The following is a 15,303-nucleotide window of genomic DNA, read 5'->3' as shown; positions in this document are numbered from 1 at the left end:
CGGGGCCGACGATGTCGTACCAACTGCCCATCGACGCGCGGAGATCGGCCTCCGCCGAGCCGGCGAACTGGGGTTGCAGCAGCTGGCGGGCGACGCCGAGCAGCGTCTCGAAGACACCGCCGTTGGCGTCGAAGCAGGAGGAGTAGAGGATCGTGTCCTCCTGGCCGAGGAAGGCGGAAAGGCGCGCCTCCAGCTCCTTGTGCACCTCCTGCGTACCGCAGATGAAGCGCACGGACGCCATGCCGTAGCCCCAGCGGTCAAGCGCCTCGTGGGCGGCGGCGACGACCTCGGGGTGGTCGGCGAGGCCGAGGTAGTTGTTGGCGCAGAAGTTGAGGACCTCGCCGGGGCGGCCGCCCGCGGTGACGTTCACGGTCGCGGACTGCGGGCTGCCGATCACGCGCTCGGGCTTGTGCAGACCGGCGGCGCGGATCTCGTCGAGGGTGGTGCGGAGGTCGTCGCGCACGGAGTCGAACATGGGGGAAGCTCCTGAGAATGCCGTAGCCGAAGGGGAGTTGCGCGCTCGGCGCGGAGTCACGCGGTCCAGTCGAGGATGACTTTGCCGCCGCGACCGCTGGCCGCGTCGGCGAACGCCGCCTCGAAGTCGCGGTAGCCGTACCGGCCGGTGATCACGGGGGTGAGGTCGAGGCCGCCCTCCAGAAGCACCGACATCGCGTACCAGGTCTCGTACATCTCACGACCGTAGATGCCCTTGATGGTGATCATCGAGGTGACGATCCGCGCCCAGTCGACCGGGAACTCCTCGGACGGCAGGCCGAGCATGGCGATACGGCCGCCGTGCGTCATGTTGGCGATCATGTCGCGCATGGCCTCGGGGCGGCCGGACATCTCCAGGCCGATGTCGAAGCCCTCGCGCAGGCCCAACTCCCGCTGTCCGTCGGCGATCGACGCGTCGGAGACGTTCAGGGCGAGGCTCGCGCCGATCTTGCGGGCCAGGTCGAGGCGTTCCTCGCTGACGTCGGTGATCATCACATTGCGCGCGCCGGCGTGCCGGGCGACGGCCGCCGCCATCAGGCCGATCGGTCCGGCGCCGGTGATCAGGACGTCCTCGCCGACCAGCGGGAAGGACAGGGCGGTGTGCACGGCGTTGCCGAACGGGTCGAAGATCGCGGCGACGTCGAGGTCCACGGGGACGCGGTGCACCCACACGTTGGACGCGGGCAGGACGACGTACTCCGCGAAAGCCCCGTCCCGGCCGACGCCGAGCCCGACCGTGGCCCGGCACAGGTGACGGCGCCCGGCGAGGCAGTTGCGGCACTTGCCGCACACCAGGTGGCCCTCACCGCTGACCCGGGCGCCGACGGCGATGTCGGTGACGCCCGGACCCGTCTCGACGACCTCGCCGACGAACTCGTGCCCGATCACGAGCGGGGTGCGGATCGCCTGCTGCGCCCAGCCGTCCCAGGACCGGATGTGCAGATCGGTGCCGCAGATGCCGGTGCGCAGCACCTTGATCAGTACGTCGCCGGGTCCGACGGCGGGCTCGGGGACGTCCACGAGCGCGAGCCCGGGCTCCGCCTTCTCCTTGACCAGCGCCTTCAACGCAACGGCTCCTGTGGGTGAGGTCCCGGGCGTGGGCATGCCGAACGAGCCCGTTCCGGGGGAGAGTGGATTCTGCTGCAAATCTGCCCCACCGGAGCGCCCGGGTCCATCGAGGATTTCTTAAGCGGTGCCGCAGCTCTTCTTCACACCTGTCACCCGTCCAGCCGCGAGACCTGATAGTGCGCGATGTACCAGCCGTCCCCCAGCCGCCTCACCAGCACGGCGAGCTTGACGTCGACCGGCGGCCGGTCGGTGAAGGTGAACTGCGTGTCCAGATAGCCGAGTACGAGATCGTCGGCGTACCGCCGGGTCTCCAGGATCCGGTAGGCGGCCTTCATCCCGAGGGGCTGGGAGGCGTAGTACTCGGCGACACCCGGTCGGCCCACTCCGTAGGGGTGCAGCCCCTGGAAGATCGCGTCCTCGGTGAAGAGCCGGGCCACGTCCTCCGGTTCGTGGGCGTCGACGGCCGCCTTCCAGGCGTCGAGGACACCGCGCAGGATCGGTTCGTCGTCGTTGGTGCTGTGCATGTCCGTGGACCTTTCTCAGTGACCGGTGACCGGTTGACTGGTGACTGGTGTCTTACCGACCCGCGCCTCAGTGACCCGCGCTCATCCCGCCGTCGACGTGCAGGATCTCGCCCGTGACGTACGGGGCCGCCTCCAGGTAGAGCACGGCGTCGACCACATCGCTGACTTCACCCATCCGGCCGACGGGGTGCAGGGCCGCGAGGAAGTCGTGGGTCTCCGCGGAGTGCATGGGGGTCTTGATGGTGCCGGGCGAGACGGCGTTGACGCGGATGCCGCGGGTCGCGTACTCGATGGCGAGGGACTTGGTGGCGGACTGCAGGCCGCCCTTGGTCAACGAGGCGAGTACGGACGGCACTCGGGCGTCCGCGTTGTCGACCAGGCTGGTGGTGACGTTGACGATGTGGCCGCCACCCTGGGCGAGCAGGTGCGGGACGGCGAGCTGGGTGAGGTGGAAGAAGCCGGACAGGTTGATGCCGGCCACGACCGCGTAGTCCTCGAGCGTGTAGTCGGTGAAGGGCTTGGCGACGAAGACGCCGGCATTGTTCACGACGGTGTCGACCCGGCCGAACCGGTCGAGGGCGGCGGCGATCACGCGCTCGGCGGTGGCCGGCTCTGCGATGTCGCCCTGGACGGTGAGGACGTCGGCGTCGTCGACGGGCTCGATCGTGCGCGAGGTGGCGACGACCGCGTACCCGAGCTTGCGGTAGCCCTCGACGAGGGCGGCGCCGATGCCCTGCGAGGCGCCGGTGATGATCGCGACCTTCTGGTCCTGAGTGCTGGTGCTCATGGTGCTCTCCTCCGAAACAGTGGGACCGATCCACTAGACGACCGGTCGACTATTTAGAAGCTAGAGCGGACCACCGGCATCCGGAAGGCCCAGCTCAGGACCCTTTTCCTCCCGCCTGGGAGGCACAGACTCCCAGCGCGGATCAGCCGGAGAGCGCGTGCGGGCAGCGGAAGAGCGCGGGGCATCAGCCGGACGGCGTGTCCGGTCAGTCGGGCAGCGCGTACGGATCGTCGGCGGGCAGCCACGCGTCCGGGGCATGGATGCCGAGGTCGCCGACGCCCTCGCACAGGGCCTCGACCACCGCGAGCACCCCTTCGCGCTGCTCGTTCTCGCGCCGGACCACCGACCACGTCCAGTACACCTTCGGCCCGACGATCTCGCGTCGGACCAGGTCCGGCGGCAGCGGATTCGTCTGCCCCTTGGGCGAGTTGACGACCGGACGGCTGCAGCGGCGGACATGCTCGAAGAACGCCGGGCCGGTGATCGCCCCGTCGGAGATGCGCACCGCACGGGCCCCCGTGGTCCGCGTGAGCTCTTCGGCGTACACGTTCCAGGACGCCCAGGAGGTGATGTCGTCGTCGACGAGGACGTCGGTGTCCCGGGCGGACACGTCCGCCGTGTCGGTGCCGGTGGACACGGCGTAGAGCCGGTCGGCGCCGATCAGCCGGGCGCTCAGCCCGAGCCGCTTGATGTCCTCGGTGCGGACCCAGCACACCGCGAGGTCCAGGCTGCCGTCGGCGACCCGGGCGGCCTGGGTGTGGGAGGGGGCGACCCAGGCGTCGATGTGCACCCGGGCCACCGAGGCGGTACGCCGCATCAGGTCCGGCGGGAGCCAGTTGACGTAGCCGAGCCGTACCGACTCGGAGTCCGAGAGGCGGCCGGCCCGGTGCTTGAGGTCCTCGGCCCGTTCCAGGAGGTCGCGGGTGTGCGGAAGGAGGGCGGCGCCCGCCGGGGTGAGGGAGACGGACCGGCGGTCCCGGTCGAACAGCCGCACACCCAGGTCCCGTTCGAGCGCCTTGATCTGCTGGGAGAGCGAGGGCCCGGCGATCAACAGCCGCTCGGCGGCCCGGCCGAAGTTCAGCTCCTCGGCGACGGCGACGAAGTACCGCAACTGGCGCAGCTCCACGCCCGTCATGCTACGCGGCCACTGGGAGCCTGTGTCTACCAGCAGTGAGGAAGCCCGTCGTGGCGCCGGGCCGGTGCCGGGCCCAGGATGAACGTATGCCGGCCCTGCGGCTCAGGACCGCGGACACCGCCCGAACGGAGAGACGCCATGCGTGAGTTCCTGGTCGAGATCACCACGACCGTGCCGGAGGGCACCCCTCAGGAGGAGGTCGCCGCACGCCGTGCCGCCGAGGCGGTCCGGGCGAAGGAGCTGGCGGCGACCGGGCATCTTGCGCGGCTGTGGCGTCCGGTGGGCGAGCGGCGCAGTGTCGGTGTGTGGCGGGCCGCCGACGAGACGGAGCTGTACGAGAAGGTGCTGGGTACGCTGCCGTTGCACGCGTGGATGACGTTCGTCGTCACCCCGCTCGAATCCCACCCCAACGACCCGGGCCGGGCCGACAGCACGCGATGACGGCACCGGCTCTCCCGCCCGTCGGCCTCCCCTCCCCCTGGCCCCACGTCCTGCGGACCGCCACCGCGCTCGCGGCCGCGATGGGCGTCGGCCGCTTCGTCTACACGCCGATCCTGCCCCTGATGCACACCCAGGCGGGCCTGTCGGCAAGCGCCGGCGCGAACCTGGCGACCGCCAACTACGTCGGCTATCTCATCGGCGCGCTCGCGGGCACCCTGGCCCCGGCGCTGGTCCGGTCACGCGCGGTCCTGCGCGGCTCGCTGCTCCTGCTGACCGGCACGCTCGCCGCGATGCCGGTCACCCACAGCCCCGCCGTGTGGGGCGTGCTGCGGTTGCTGGCCGGGGTGGCGAGCGCCCTGGTCTTCGTGATCGCGGTGAACGCGCTCCTGAGTCAGCTGCGGGACCATCCGGCCCACCTGCCGGGCTGGGCGTTCGGCGGGGTGGGCACCGGCATCGCGCTCTCCGGCGTGCTGGTCCTGGTCCTGCGGTCGGTCGCCGACTGGCGGGCTGCCTGGTGGGCCGCGGCCGCGCTCGCGGCCCTGTTCGCCGCGGGTGCGTGGAATCTGCGGCCGCCCGAGGCCGCCCCGCGCTCCGAGGCGAAGGCGACCCGCACGCACCGCTGGTTCGGCGCGCTGTTCGTCAGCTACGCGCTGGAGGGCGTCGGCTACATCGTCGCGGGCACCTTCCTGGTCGCCGCGATCGCGCAGGGCTCCCCCGGCTGGATCGGCAGCGGTGCCTGGGTGCTGGTGGGGCTGGCCGCCGTACCGTCATCGGCGCTGTGGGCGCGGCTCGGGCGGCGCTGGTCACGGCCCGATCTGCTGCTGGCCGCGCTGGTGATCCAGGCGGTCGGCATCGCGCTGCCCGCGCTGGTCGGCGGGGTGGGAGCCGCACTGGTCTCGGCGGTGCTGTTCGGCGCGACCTTCCTCGGTGTCAGCACGCTCGCCCTGGCCACCGGCGCCGAGCTGCGGTTCCCCCGCTCGGTCGCGCTGCTGACCGCGGGCTACTCGGTGGGCCAGATCCTCGGCCCGCTGGTGGTGTCCCCGCTGCTCGGGCACGGCTACCGGTCCGCCCTGCTGCTCGGCGCCCTGGTGGTGCTCGCCGCGGCAGGGGCCGCCGCCGTGCTGCGGATCGGCTTCCCGCACCACATGGTCGTAGTACGCCACACGATGCCCGATCGGCGGCGAGAATCGACGCGGGACGATCGATCCGAGGCAGCCGGCCCCGATGTCGTCGCCCCGCACCCGCCCGACTGACCTGGAGTCACTCATGAACACCGCCCGGGACCTCGTCATCGTCGCCATCGACACGGCACCCGACCATCCGCTGGAGCGGGGGGACCTGTCGCTCGCGCTCGCCGGGGCCGAGGTGCTCGACCTCCTCGACGCGGGCGCCGTCGCGGTCGACGGCGACCGTCTCGTGCCCGGCACCGGGTCGAAGACGGGCGACCGCCTGCTGAACGAGGCCGCCGAGCAGCTCGTACGGCAGGAGCCGTACGAGTCGGTGGAGGACTGGCTGTGGCGCCGGGGGCGGGGGCTGTCCGCGGCCTATGTGACGGAGCTGGAGAAGGAGGGGCTGACCGCGAAGCCCCGCGGGCTGCGCAATCCGCTGCGGGCCGTGCCCACCGAACTGGTCGACTCGCCCGACCGGCGCCGCGCCGAGGAGCGCTGGACCGCGGGCGAGCCCGTCCTCGTCACCCTGGCCTCCGCCGCCGGCTTCGGCGACGAGCCCGCCGAGGACTCCGAGGACATCACCGAGGACGCGGTCACCGCGGTGCTGGCGGCCGTCGGGGACGCGGTGATGGAGCTGGAGGCGGTGCGGCAGCGCAAGCAGATCACGGACGCGGCCTACGACAACATCTGGCGCGGCATGTAGAGGTCGTCAGCGGGTGTCAGTGGGCGCCCAGCAGGGCCAGGCAGTTCTGCCACAGGGGGCTCAGACGCTCCGTGCTGTTGTACAGCTTGGCGAACATCACCTGGCCCTCCAGCTGGGCCACCACGGCCCGGGCCGCCTGGTGCGGGTCGGTGACGGCCACGTCCCCGCGCTCGCGGGCCTCGGCGACGACGGCCTCGACCATGTCGACCTGTGCGTCGAAGATCTCCTGCAGGCGGGCGCGGACGGGCTCCGTCTGGTTGCTCAGCTCCAGGGTCAGATTCCCGAACAGACAGCCCGAGACGGTGCCGCAACCCTGCTGCACCGCGCGCTGCCCGGCCTCGGTCTCCTCGAACAACTGCCGCAGCCGGCGCAGCGGTTCATCGCCGCCGCCCAGGATCCGGGTCCAGTCCCGGTGCTGGCCCGCCCAGTGCTCGTCCACGACGGCGAGGGCGAGGGCTTCCTTGGACTCGAAGAAGTAGTAGAAGCTCCCCTTCGGCACCCCGGCCGCCTTGCAGATCTCGGCCACGCCGAGCGCCGAGTACCCGCGGCCCTCGATGAGCGTGCGCGCGGCCCCGAGGATCTTCTCCCTGGCATCACTGGTCCGTCCCACGGCTTCGAGTGTACGTAGGTACTAGACCGGTCGGCTAGAAACCGGACGCCGGTGCTCACAGGGTGGGCAGGCCGTCCGCCTCGCGGCGCTCCAGCCGGGCCACCAGATCCGCCGCCGTCGCCTTTATGGTCTCCAGGCCCGGCTTCCCCCAGGGCCGCGGCTCCACGTCCACCACGCACACCGTGCCGAGCACCATCCCCGTGCTGTCGATGAGCGGTGCGCCCAGATAGGAGCGGATGCCGAACTCGTCGACGACCGGGTTGCCGGCGAACCGCGGGTAGTCGCACACGTCCTCCAGGACCAGCGCCTTGCGCCGGACCACCACATGGGGGCAGAAACCGTGGTCGCGCTCAAGGTGACGGCCCAGCTCCGGCTTCTCCTCGTCGCCCTCGGGCACGGGCGGCCGGACCGCCGGGAGGTGCAGGCCGGCGAAGAACTGCCGCCGCTCGTCGATGAAGTTGACCATGGCGTACGGCGCCGCGATGTGCTGGGCGAGCCGGTCCGCGTAGGCGTCCAGGGCCGGATCCGGCTGCTCGCCGAGACCGAGCCGGCGCAGTCGCTCGGTCCGGGCGGGCGCCTCCTTGTCCTCGGGGGTGAGCAGCAGACGACCGGCGGGGCGCACCGGGTCGTACCTCATGGGCGGGCTCCGTCGCGGTGGACGTGGTTCATGTGAGGGCTCCGTGGCGGGCGTGGCGGTATCACCTGGGGACGCCGTGGATCGGCGCGTGCGTGGGCGCGTGGTTGATGAGGTGGCGTACGAGGGTCAGCAGGGTCTGGACGCCTGAGCTGGAGATCCGCGCGTCGCACTGGACGATCGGGATCTCCGGCGACAGGTCTATGGCGGCACGGACCTCCTCGGGGTCGTAGCGGTAGGCGCCGTCGAACTCGTTGATCGCGACGACGAAGCCGAGGCCGCGCTGTTCGAAGAAGTCGACCGCCGCGAAGCACTCCTCCAGGCGGCGGGTGTCGGCGAGGATGACCGCGCCGAGCGCACCCTCGGAGAGTTCGTCCCACATGAACCAGAACCGCTCCTGTCCGGGGGTGCCGAACAGATACAGGACGTGTTCGGGGTCGAGGGTGATGCGGCCGAAGTCCATGGCCACGGTGGTCTCGATCTTGTTCTCGATCCCGTCGAGGCTGTCGGTCGCGGCGCTGACCGTGGTGAGCAGTTCCTCCGTGCTGAGCGGCGCGATCTCGCTCACCGCGCCGACGAAGGTCGTCTTGCCCACCCCGAACCCGCCCGCGACAAGGATCTTCAGTGCGGTCGGGAACGGGTCAGAGCTGTCGTCGTAGTCCATCGAGCACTGCCTCCAGTAGGGCCCGGTCAGTGGGAAATTCGTGGAACACGGGGGGCTTGGTGGTCAGCGCCCCGCAGTCGACGAGGTCCGACAGCAGCACCTTGGTGACCACCGCCGGCAGCTTCAGATGGGCGGCGACCTCGGCCACCGGGACGGGCGCGCGGCACAGGTCGAGCGCCTGCGCGTGCTCGGGGCCGAGATAGCCGAGGGGGGTGGCTCCGGTGGCCATCACCTGCGACAGCAGGTCGAGGGCGATGGTGGGCCGGGTGCGGCCGTTGCTGACGGTGAAGGGGCGCACCAGCCGACCGGCCGCGTCGTCGAGCCAGGGCCCGTCGCCGGCCGCCGCCACGCTCAAGGCCTCATCGCCGGGGGTTCGACGGCGTGCTGCCTCGGCGCGGTCGCCAGGTAGGGGCGCACGCTCTTGACCAGCATCGCCATCTCGTAGCCGAGCACGGCCGCGTCGGCCTCGCGTCCCGCGAGGACGGCGAGACACGTGCCGGATCCGGCCGTGGTCACGAACAGCAGGGTCGAGTCGAGCTCGACGACGACCTGGCGGACGTCCCCGCCGTCGCCGAACCGGACTCCGGCGCTGCGGCCGAGGGAGTACAGCCCCGAGGCCAGCGCGGCCATGTGGTCGGCACTGTCCGCGTCGAGGCCGTGAACCGACTTCACGAGCCCGTCGCAGGACAGCAGTACCGCACTGGTCGTGTGCGGTACGCGCTGCACGAGACCGCTCATCAGCCAGTCGAGATCGGATGCATGGCCGGTGGGCGCATCGCTCGCCATGGTGGATCGACTCCTTGGGGTACGAAGGTCTGCGGGAGCGCTGGGTGTGGGGGTGGAACGGGGGGTGGTCATCCGGCCGGCGCGCTCCCGTCGTGCCGGATGGTCGGGTGCTCGGCACCCCGCGCGGACGCGGGGCGCGCCTGGGCTATGTGGGCCGGGTCCATGGGGCTCACGTCCAGGGGCGCGAGGTCCCTGGGCGCCAGGTCGATGGGCGGCAGCGACACCGGTGATACGTCCATGGGTGGTACGTCCATGGAGAGCGCACCGGACGTGTGCGGTGACTCGCCGAAGGCCGGTTCCATGAAGTCCGCGGACGCCCTGCGCTCCGGCCCCCTGTGCTCGGCCTCCGACTGCTCGGCCTCCAGGGTCTGTTGGGCCTCCGCCAGGCCGATACCGCGCTGGAAGGCGGCCATCAGACCGGGGTCGTGGCCGGCCACGTGCTCGGAGTCCAGACGTGGCGCGGGGCCGTCGCGCAGTTCCGGAACCATGTGTTCCTGCGCCCGGCGCCTGGGCAGTTGGGGCTTGCCCATGGTGCCGCGGACGGGTCCGGTGCGGGGCGTGGGCGGCGAGGCGACGCGGTCCGCGACGAGCCGCCGGTCGTCGGCCCCGATGCCGGGCACGGCCTCCGCCGGGGTGGGCCGCTCCTCGTGGGCGCCGCGCACGGGGAGGGGTGGCGGTCCGCCGCCGTTGACGGAATGCCCGTTCGTGGTACGGCCGTTGAGGGCGGCGCCGTGGGAGATGCCGGCGCCGGACAGGTCGGTGCCGGGCATGCTGCCGTTCGGTGGCGGAGCCGTCGGCCGTGCGCCCTCCCGGTGCCGGGGCTGTCGCGGTGCGGAGGGCAGGGGTTCGGCGTGCCGCCCGGCGGTCGCGGGACCGCCCGCCGTGGGACCGGACGGCGCCTGCGGGTGCGCGTGTTGCTGAGGCGGCTGTTGCGCGAGGGCCGGTCCGGGCGCGCCCTGGGGCTGCGGTGCGGAGACTCCGGGCGCACCGGGCGCGCCGCCCAACAGGCCCTGCGGCACGACGAGTACGGCCTGCACTCCGCCGTAGATGTTGGTCTGGAGCCGGACGTGGATGCCGTGGCGCTTGGCGAGCTGCGAGACCACGAACAGGCCGATCCGGCCGTCCGACAGCAGGCTCGCCACGTTGACCTGGTCGGGGTCGGCGAGCAGGGCGTTCATCTTCTTCTGCTCGCCGACGGGCATGCCGAGCCCGCGGTCCTCGACCTCGACGGCGAGCCCGGAGGTCACGAGGTTGGCGCGCAGCAGGACTTGGGTGTGCGGGGCGGAGAACACGGTGGCGTTCTCGACGAGTTCGGCCAGCAGGTGGATGACGTCGGCGACGGCGTGGCCGCGCAGGGTGCCGTCGATGGGCGGCACGAGTTTGACCCGGGAGTACTGCTCGACCTCGGCGATGGCGGAGCGCAGCACCTCGGTCATGGAGACGGGATGGCTCCACTGGCGGCGGGAGTTGGCGCCGCCGAGCACGGCGAGGTTCTCCGCGTGGCGGCGGATGCGGGTGGCGAGGTGGTCGACGTGGAAGAGGCCCTTGAGCAGGTCGGGGTCCTCGATCTCGTTCTCCAGCTCGTCGAGGATCGAGATCTCCCGGTGCACCAGCGACTGCAGGCGCCGGGCGAGGTTGACGAAGACCTCCAGCTTCTGTTCGCTGCCCGCCTGGCTGGAGAGCTGGGCAGCCTGGACGACGGCGCCGACGGCTCCCTCGTGTGCGCGGGCCAGGTCGGCGGCGAGCAGTTCGAAGTCGTCGGCGTCGTCGGCGGGAGCGCCGTGCGGCCTGCGCTGGGGCAGGGTCTCGCCCCGGCGCAACGCCTCGACCAGGGCGCGCAGCTCGGCCTCGCCGCGGGCGCTGCTGCGGCGCAGCGCGGCGATGCGGTCGTGCACGGACTTCGCGGCCCGGTCGGCGGCCACTGCGGCGATCAGGATGCCGGTGAGGGCGACCCCGGTGGCTCCGGCCAGCACGCCCCACAGGGTGATCCCGGTCTGGGCGCCGGTGGAGCGGACGGTGAACAGGACGGCCGCGCACGCGCTGAGGGCGACCGCGAGGGGCGGGAGCACGGCGAGCCGCAGTAACTGCGGCCGTATGTGCGTCTCCGGGAGTGCGGGAGCGGTGTGGGAGACCGGCCGCCCGTGCCGTCCGCCCTCGCGGCGGTCTGCGCGTGCGGCCGGTGCGCGGAGGTGAGACATCGGTGTCCTCGTACTGATCCGTCGGGTGCCAGGGGCGCGGGCTGCGCGGCTCGGGCATGCGCCGTCGCGCAACGGACACCGACAGTAGTCGGCAACGCTTCATGTGCGGTGGGCAGTTGACAAAGTCCCACGGCGAGGGTCCCGCTCTGGTATGAGGCGTCGCACGGTAGACCGATAATCCCGGAGAGCGCGTGCACAAATGCGGCGAAGGATCGATCAGAGCTGTTCAGAAGCAGTCACGCGAAAGCCGGCGAGAATCCGGGGCGACCGCTCCCCCACCTCTCGCCGGGTATCGCTTTCTGCTCGTTCACGGACTCCGGGGAACCGTTTCGGGCGCTCCGAGGCCACCGCCGGTCACCCCCCGAACATTACTGAGCGTGTTCGAAGGCTAGGCGCGGCGGGTCCGCCCGGCCACCGCGTGACCGATGAACAGGTAGACGAGGGCGGGCAGTCCGTAGTTGACCACCGTGCGCCAGTTGTCCGAGTCGATGGAGAAGAGGTTGTGGGACCAGCCCGACAGCCAGTTCGCCGCGTCGTGGATCCACGAGACCACGTCGTTGGCTTTGTTGGCGTCGAACAGGTAGAAGGCGATCCACAGGATCAGAATCAGTGCCGCGATGTCCGCGACGACGGCGATGACCGTCCCCGCGGGGCTTCCTCCGTAGCGTCTGGACATGTACACCGACTGGCCCCGTCAAGGGAGTTGAAACCTCGCCGGCCCGCTCGGGCCGCGGATTCACAGGCGGCGGTACCGAGCCGAGGCGAACGAGAAGACGCCGAACAGGATCAGGCCGATCGCGACGGCGACCAGGAGCCACGGTCCCGCCGGTGTCTGGGCGAAGCTACGGAGCGTGGCGTCCACACCCTTGGCCTCGTCCGGGTCGAACTGAACGGCCGCCACCAGGATGAAGATCCCCGCCGCGGCGAACACCACGCCACGTGCCACACCGCCGCCCACTCCCAGCACGGTGACGACCTGCTTCGTACGACGGCTCATGCTGCCGGTGTCCAGCCTGCGCAGGAATTTCCGCATGGCCGCCCGGGCGGCGAGCACCACGCCGATGCCGATCAGCAGACAGCCCGCGGCACCCACCAGCACCTGGCCGAAGGGCAGTTTGAGCGCGGATGCCGTCCAGTCCTGCGACTGCTCGTTGCTGCTGGAGCCCTGACCGCCGCCGGAGGCGTACACGGCCGTTCCCCAGCAGACGAAGGCGTAGAAGACCGCCCGGCCGCCGTCCAGCGCACGCGAAGCGGCCTTGTGGTCGGGCCCTTTGCTGAGGACCGCGCGGGAGGCGCGCCACAGCGCCATGGCGCCGAAGCCGACGACCAGCGCCCAGAGCATCACCTCGCCGAAGGGCTTCGTCGCGATCTCGTGCAACGCCCCCTGCCGGTCCGCCTGGCCGCCGCCGCTGCCGACGGCGATCCGGATGGACAGCGCCCCGATCAGTACGTATACGACTCCGCGCGCGGAGAAGCCCGCCCGGCCCGCCGCGGTCAGCGTCTCGTTCTTGGTGGAACGGGCCGCGGACTTCGCGGCCCGGCCGCGCCCCTGCGTGTGCGACGACGTCACGATTGCCCTCCCCATTCCGTGGCCGCACGGTCGCGTCCACCGCCGTCGAGTGCCCTGGCCGGGGATTCTGATGCATGCGTCAGGGGCGCCGTCGCCACGTCCGCGGTCTCAGGGCCTGTGCCACGCGCGGGAGTTCCTCGTGCACCAGACGCCCGGCCAGCGCACCGCCGTAGACGACGACACCCACCCCGACCAGCCAGGACTGGACGACCAGGGCGGTGCCGAAGGGGCCGTAGGTGACGGCACTGGACGCGATGAGCGGGGAGAAGACGAGCCGGGAGAAGATGCGGAGACCGAGCAGCCCCAGCGCCGTCAGCGCCGCGCCGGGAAGCACCGCGCTCCAGGCGATCCGCCCGCCCAGCAGCATCCGTTGCGACCAGCCGAAGAACACGACGGCGCTCAGCGTCGCGGCCAGCGTGCCGGCCGCCGAGTGACGCCACAGCGTGGTGGTGGCGGTGAGGTAGAGGGTGCCGATGAGCACGGCGAGCCAGAGCACCTGGCGCCATCTGGCGTACCAGCGGGCCGAGGGCAGTTCCCAGATCTTCTCGTAGCCGGTCTGTACCGCCGCCCCGAAACTCAGGCCGAAGACGGCGAGCGCGGCGAGGCCGAAGGCGGTCGTGGTCTGCAGCACCTGACCGGGGCGCGCGAACAGCTGCGCGACCTGCTCCCGGGCCTCCCCCGACACACCCAGCCCGTCCGCGAGCCACTGCGCGAAGCCCCGCCCGTGTTCCGGATCGGCCGCGGAGACGACGACCAGCAGGGGCACCAGCGTGAGGAATCCGAGCGCCGCGAAACCCATCGACCGGGAGGCCAGTTCGATCTCCTGGCCGCGCAGCCAGCCACGCTCGACCGGTGAGTCGCGCAGCACCTGGCGCAGTCGTACCGACGCGGACGGGCTGTCCGCGGCCTCGGGAGACTTCTTCGGCATGGAGGTCGACTATCACACAAACGCAGGGCCATGCGCCCCGTCGGCGACCCCGATTTTCACCGTAGTGCCGATCAAGCCGGAGCGTCGGTCGAGCCGAGGCCCCTCCGCCCCGCCTCACCTCTCAACGGCCGTTCCCTCCGCGCCCGTTCTCCGTACGCCCCTCGGCTCAGCTCTCCTCGACGAGGTCGAGCGCGCCGGCCTCGACTCCAGGGGCGGCGGCCTTCGGAGCGAGCTCCGGCACCGGCCACTGACGCGTGAGCGGCTGCGACACATCGCGCCACCACGGACGTCCGGGAAGCTCTCCCCCGGGCTCGAACGGCTGGCCCGGGACGGGCACGGCGACCGGCTGCCCGACCGCCTCGCCGGCCGCCAGCGTCCACTCGCCGGGCTCGGCCCACGCGTGCGTGGCCAGGTTGAAGGTGCCCCAGTGGATCGGCATCATCGCGCCGTGCGGCCGGCCGCCCTGGAGGTCGAGGTGGGCGCGCATGCCCTCCTCGGGCGTCATGTGGATGTCCGGCCAGAAGTCGGAGTACGCGCCGATCTGGATCATCGTGGCGTCGAACGGGCCGTGCTGGGCGCCGATGTCCTTGAAGCCGTCGAAGTAGCCGGTGTCGCCGCTGTGGTAGATCCGGTGCTCGTCCCCGGCGACGGACCAGGAGGCCCAGAGGGTGTGCTGGGTGTTGCGCAGACCGCGGCCGCAGAAGTGCCGGGCCGGTGTGGCAGTCAGGGTGAGGCCGCCGATCCTCGTCTCCTCGTGCCAGTCCAGCTCGCGCAGCCGGTCGGCGGAGACGCCCCAGTGTTCGAGGTGGGAGCCGACGCCGAGCGGGACGGCGAACAGGGTGTCCGTGCCGGCCAGCGCCTTGATGCTGGGCAGGTCGAGGTGGTCGTAGTGGTCGTGCGAGATGACGACGACGTCGACCGGACCGAGCGCGGCCAGCGGCAGCGGCGCGGGGTGCAGCCGCTTGGGTCCGGCGAAGGAGAACGGGGAGCAGCGCTCGCCCCACACCGGGTCGAAGAGCACCCGGTGTCCGTCGATCTCCGCGAGCACGCTGGAGTGGCCCATCCAGGTCAGCCGCAGGCCGGTGGCGGGCGGCTTGGCGATGTCGGCGAGCGTGGTCGCGTGCACCGGGACCGTGCCCGTGGGGGCGCGGCGGGGGCGCTGCTCCTTGTCGAAGAAGACCTTCGCGAAGTCGACCATCGAGCCGGAGGGGCGGGTCCGGGCGGTGCCGCCGGGGTTCTGGAAGACCCCGTCCTTGAAGTGCGGCGATCTGCGGATGCGCGCGAGGCGCTCACCACTCGGGTCCGCGCCGAAGGCCGCGGGCTGCAGCGCGCGGAGCCCGGAGCTCAGGGAACGGAAACCGGACACGGTACCTCCTGGTGGAGACGGTGAGACATTCCATTATGGTCGGCCCCTCCGACAACACCGGACCGTCGGCTTCGCATCCCGGAGTTTCCAAAGAAAACCCAAAGGTACGGCGGAGCGTAACCACGCCATGACGTCTCGTATGCGGACATTTGCGCAGGCCGACGCGCCACCGACGATCAGCTCAACGCGTTGACATGCACGGCTCCGGATCCAGATACTGACCGG

Annotated in this window: 18 protein-coding genes; 3 read left to right on the top strand and 15 right to left on the bottom strand. The window is 71.6% G+C overall.

The window, feature by feature from the left end; genetic code table 11:
* From ACWDR3_RS26580 to ACWDR3_RS26560, 5 genes are all read right to left on the bottom strand, one after another.
* Positions 1 to 475: aminotransferase class I/II-fold pyridoxal phosphate-dependent enzyme (locus tag ACWDR3_RS26580; RefSeq protein ID WP_450355089.1), on the bottom strand; the 475-nt coding region annotated here is incomplete at its 3' end.
* A 56-nt stretch (positions 476 to 531) separates the two neighbouring features.
* The gene (gene tdh, locus ACWDR3_RS26575) at positions 532 to 1,560 is read right to left on the bottom strand and encodes an L-threonine 3-dehydrogenase (RefSeq protein ID WP_450355088.1); all 1,029 of its coding nucleotides are present in this window, start codon (positions 1,558 to 1,560) and stop codon (positions 532 to 534) included.
* A 152-nt stretch (positions 1,561 to 1,712) separates the two neighbouring features.
* Entirely contained in the window at positions 1,713 to 2,087 is a 375-nt protein-coding gene (locus ACWDR3_RS26570; RefSeq protein ID WP_450355087.1) for a YybH family protein, read from the bottom strand.
* Between the two features lie 67 nt (positions 2,088 to 2,154).
* The gene (locus ACWDR3_RS26565) at positions 2,155 to 2,874 is read right to left on the bottom strand and encodes an SDR family NAD(P)-dependent oxidoreductase (protein ID WP_450355086.1); all 720 of its coding nucleotides are present in this window, start codon (positions 2,872 to 2,874) and stop codon (positions 2,155 to 2,157) included.
* A 205-nt stretch (positions 2,875 to 3,079) separates the two neighbouring features.
* On the bottom strand, positions 3,080 to 4,009 hold the full coding sequence (locus ACWDR3_RS26560; RefSeq protein WP_450355085.1) for a LysR family transcriptional regulator: 930 nt from the start codon (positions 4,007 to 4,009) through the stop codon (positions 3,080 to 3,082).
* Between the two features lie 138 nt (positions 4,010 to 4,147).
* Between ACWDR3_RS26560 and ACWDR3_RS26555 the strand changes: the two genes are divergently transcribed.
* From ACWDR3_RS26555 to ACWDR3_RS26545, 3 genes are read left to right on the top strand one after another with little or no spacing between them, the layout of a single operon-like run.
* Positions 4,148 to 4,450, top strand: coding sequence for a muconolactone Delta-isomerase family protein (locus ACWDR3_RS26555; RefSeq protein WP_450355084.1), 303 nt, complete (start codon positions 4,148 to 4,150; stop codon positions 4,448 to 4,450).
* Positions 4,447 to 5,703, top strand: a complete 1,257-nt coding sequence (locus ACWDR3_RS26550; protein WP_450355083.1) for a YbfB/YjiJ family MFS transporter — start codon at positions 4,447 to 4,449, stop codon at positions 5,701 to 5,703. The genes ACWDR3_RS26555 and ACWDR3_RS26550 overlap by 4 nt, the downstream gene beginning before the upstream one ends.
* A 13-nt stretch (positions 5,704 to 5,716) precedes the next feature.
* Entirely contained in the window at positions 5,717 to 6,322 is a 606-nt protein-coding gene (locus tag ACWDR3_RS26545; protein ID WP_450355082.1) for a GOLPH3/VPS74 family protein, read from the top strand.
* 16 nt (positions 6,323 to 6,338) lie between these two features.
* Here the strand turns inward: ACWDR3_RS26545 and ACWDR3_RS26540 are convergent, their stop codons facing one another.
* The 10 genes from ACWDR3_RS26540 to ACWDR3_RS26495 form a co-directional block, all read right to left on the bottom strand.
* Positions 6,339 to 6,932 (bottom strand): TetR/AcrR family transcriptional regulator, encoded by a 594-nt coding sequence (locus tag ACWDR3_RS26540; RefSeq protein ID WP_450355081.1) that lies wholly within the window; start codon positions 6,930 to 6,932, stop codon positions 6,339 to 6,341.
* A gap of 55 nt (positions 6,933 to 6,987) precedes the next feature.
* Positions 6,988 to 7,569 (bottom strand): GAF domain-containing protein, encoded by a 582-nt coding sequence (locus tag ACWDR3_RS26535; RefSeq protein ID WP_450355080.1) that lies wholly within the window; start codon positions 7,567 to 7,569, stop codon positions 6,988 to 6,990.
* Between the two features lie 61 nt (positions 7,570 to 7,630).
* Complete coding sequence (locus tag ACWDR3_RS26530; RefSeq protein ID WP_450355079.1) at positions 7,631 to 8,230, bottom strand: GTP-binding protein; 600 nt, start codon at positions 8,228 to 8,230, stop codon at positions 7,631 to 7,633.
* Positions 8,208 to 8,579, bottom strand: coding sequence for a DUF742 domain-containing protein (locus tag ACWDR3_RS26525; RefSeq protein WP_124002318.1), 372 nt, complete (start codon positions 8,577 to 8,579; stop codon positions 8,208 to 8,210). Before ACWDR3_RS26525 ends, ACWDR3_RS26530 begins: the two co-directional genes overlap by 23 nt.
* A gap of 2 nt (positions 8,580 to 8,581) precedes the next feature.
* Positions 8,582 to 9,016 (bottom strand): roadblock/LC7 domain-containing protein, encoded by a 435-nt coding sequence (locus ACWDR3_RS26520; protein ID WP_124002046.1) that lies wholly within the window; start codon positions 9,014 to 9,016, stop codon positions 8,582 to 8,584.
* 68 nt (positions 9,017 to 9,084) lie between these two features.
* Positions 9,085 to 11,214, bottom strand: a complete 2,130-nt coding sequence (locus tag ACWDR3_RS26515; protein WP_450355078.1) for an ATP-binding protein — start codon at positions 11,212 to 11,214, stop codon at positions 9,085 to 9,087.
* Between the two features lie 388 nt (positions 11,215 to 11,602).
* A complete protein-coding gene (locus tag ACWDR3_RS26510) occupies positions 11,603 to 11,890 on the bottom strand; it encodes a hypothetical protein (protein ID WP_450355077.1) in 288 nt (95 codons plus the stop codon).
* 60 nt (positions 11,891 to 11,950) lie between these two features.
* Positions 11,951 to 12,784 (bottom strand): DUF1206 domain-containing protein, encoded by an 834-nt coding sequence (locus tag ACWDR3_RS26505; protein WP_450355076.1) that lies wholly within the window; start codon positions 12,782 to 12,784, stop codon positions 11,951 to 11,953.
* Between the two features lie 79 nt (positions 12,785 to 12,863).
* Positions 12,864 to 13,712, bottom strand: a complete 849-nt coding sequence (locus ACWDR3_RS26500) for a ribonuclease BN (protein WP_450355075.1) — start codon at positions 13,710 to 13,712, stop codon at positions 12,864 to 12,866.
* Positions 13,713 to 13,878: 166 nt separating this feature from the next.
* Positions 13,879 to 15,078, bottom strand: a complete 1,200-nt coding sequence (locus tag ACWDR3_RS26495) for an MBL fold metallo-hydrolase (protein WP_450355074.1) — start codon at positions 15,076 to 15,078, stop codon at positions 13,879 to 13,881.
* Positions 15,079 to 15,303 lie beyond the last annotated feature (225 nt).

It is taken from the genome of Streptomyces sp. NPDC001002 (assembly GCF_053599215.1).
Note: the sequence above shows the minus strand (reverse complement) of the source record. Positions and strands in the feature narration are given on the sequence as shown.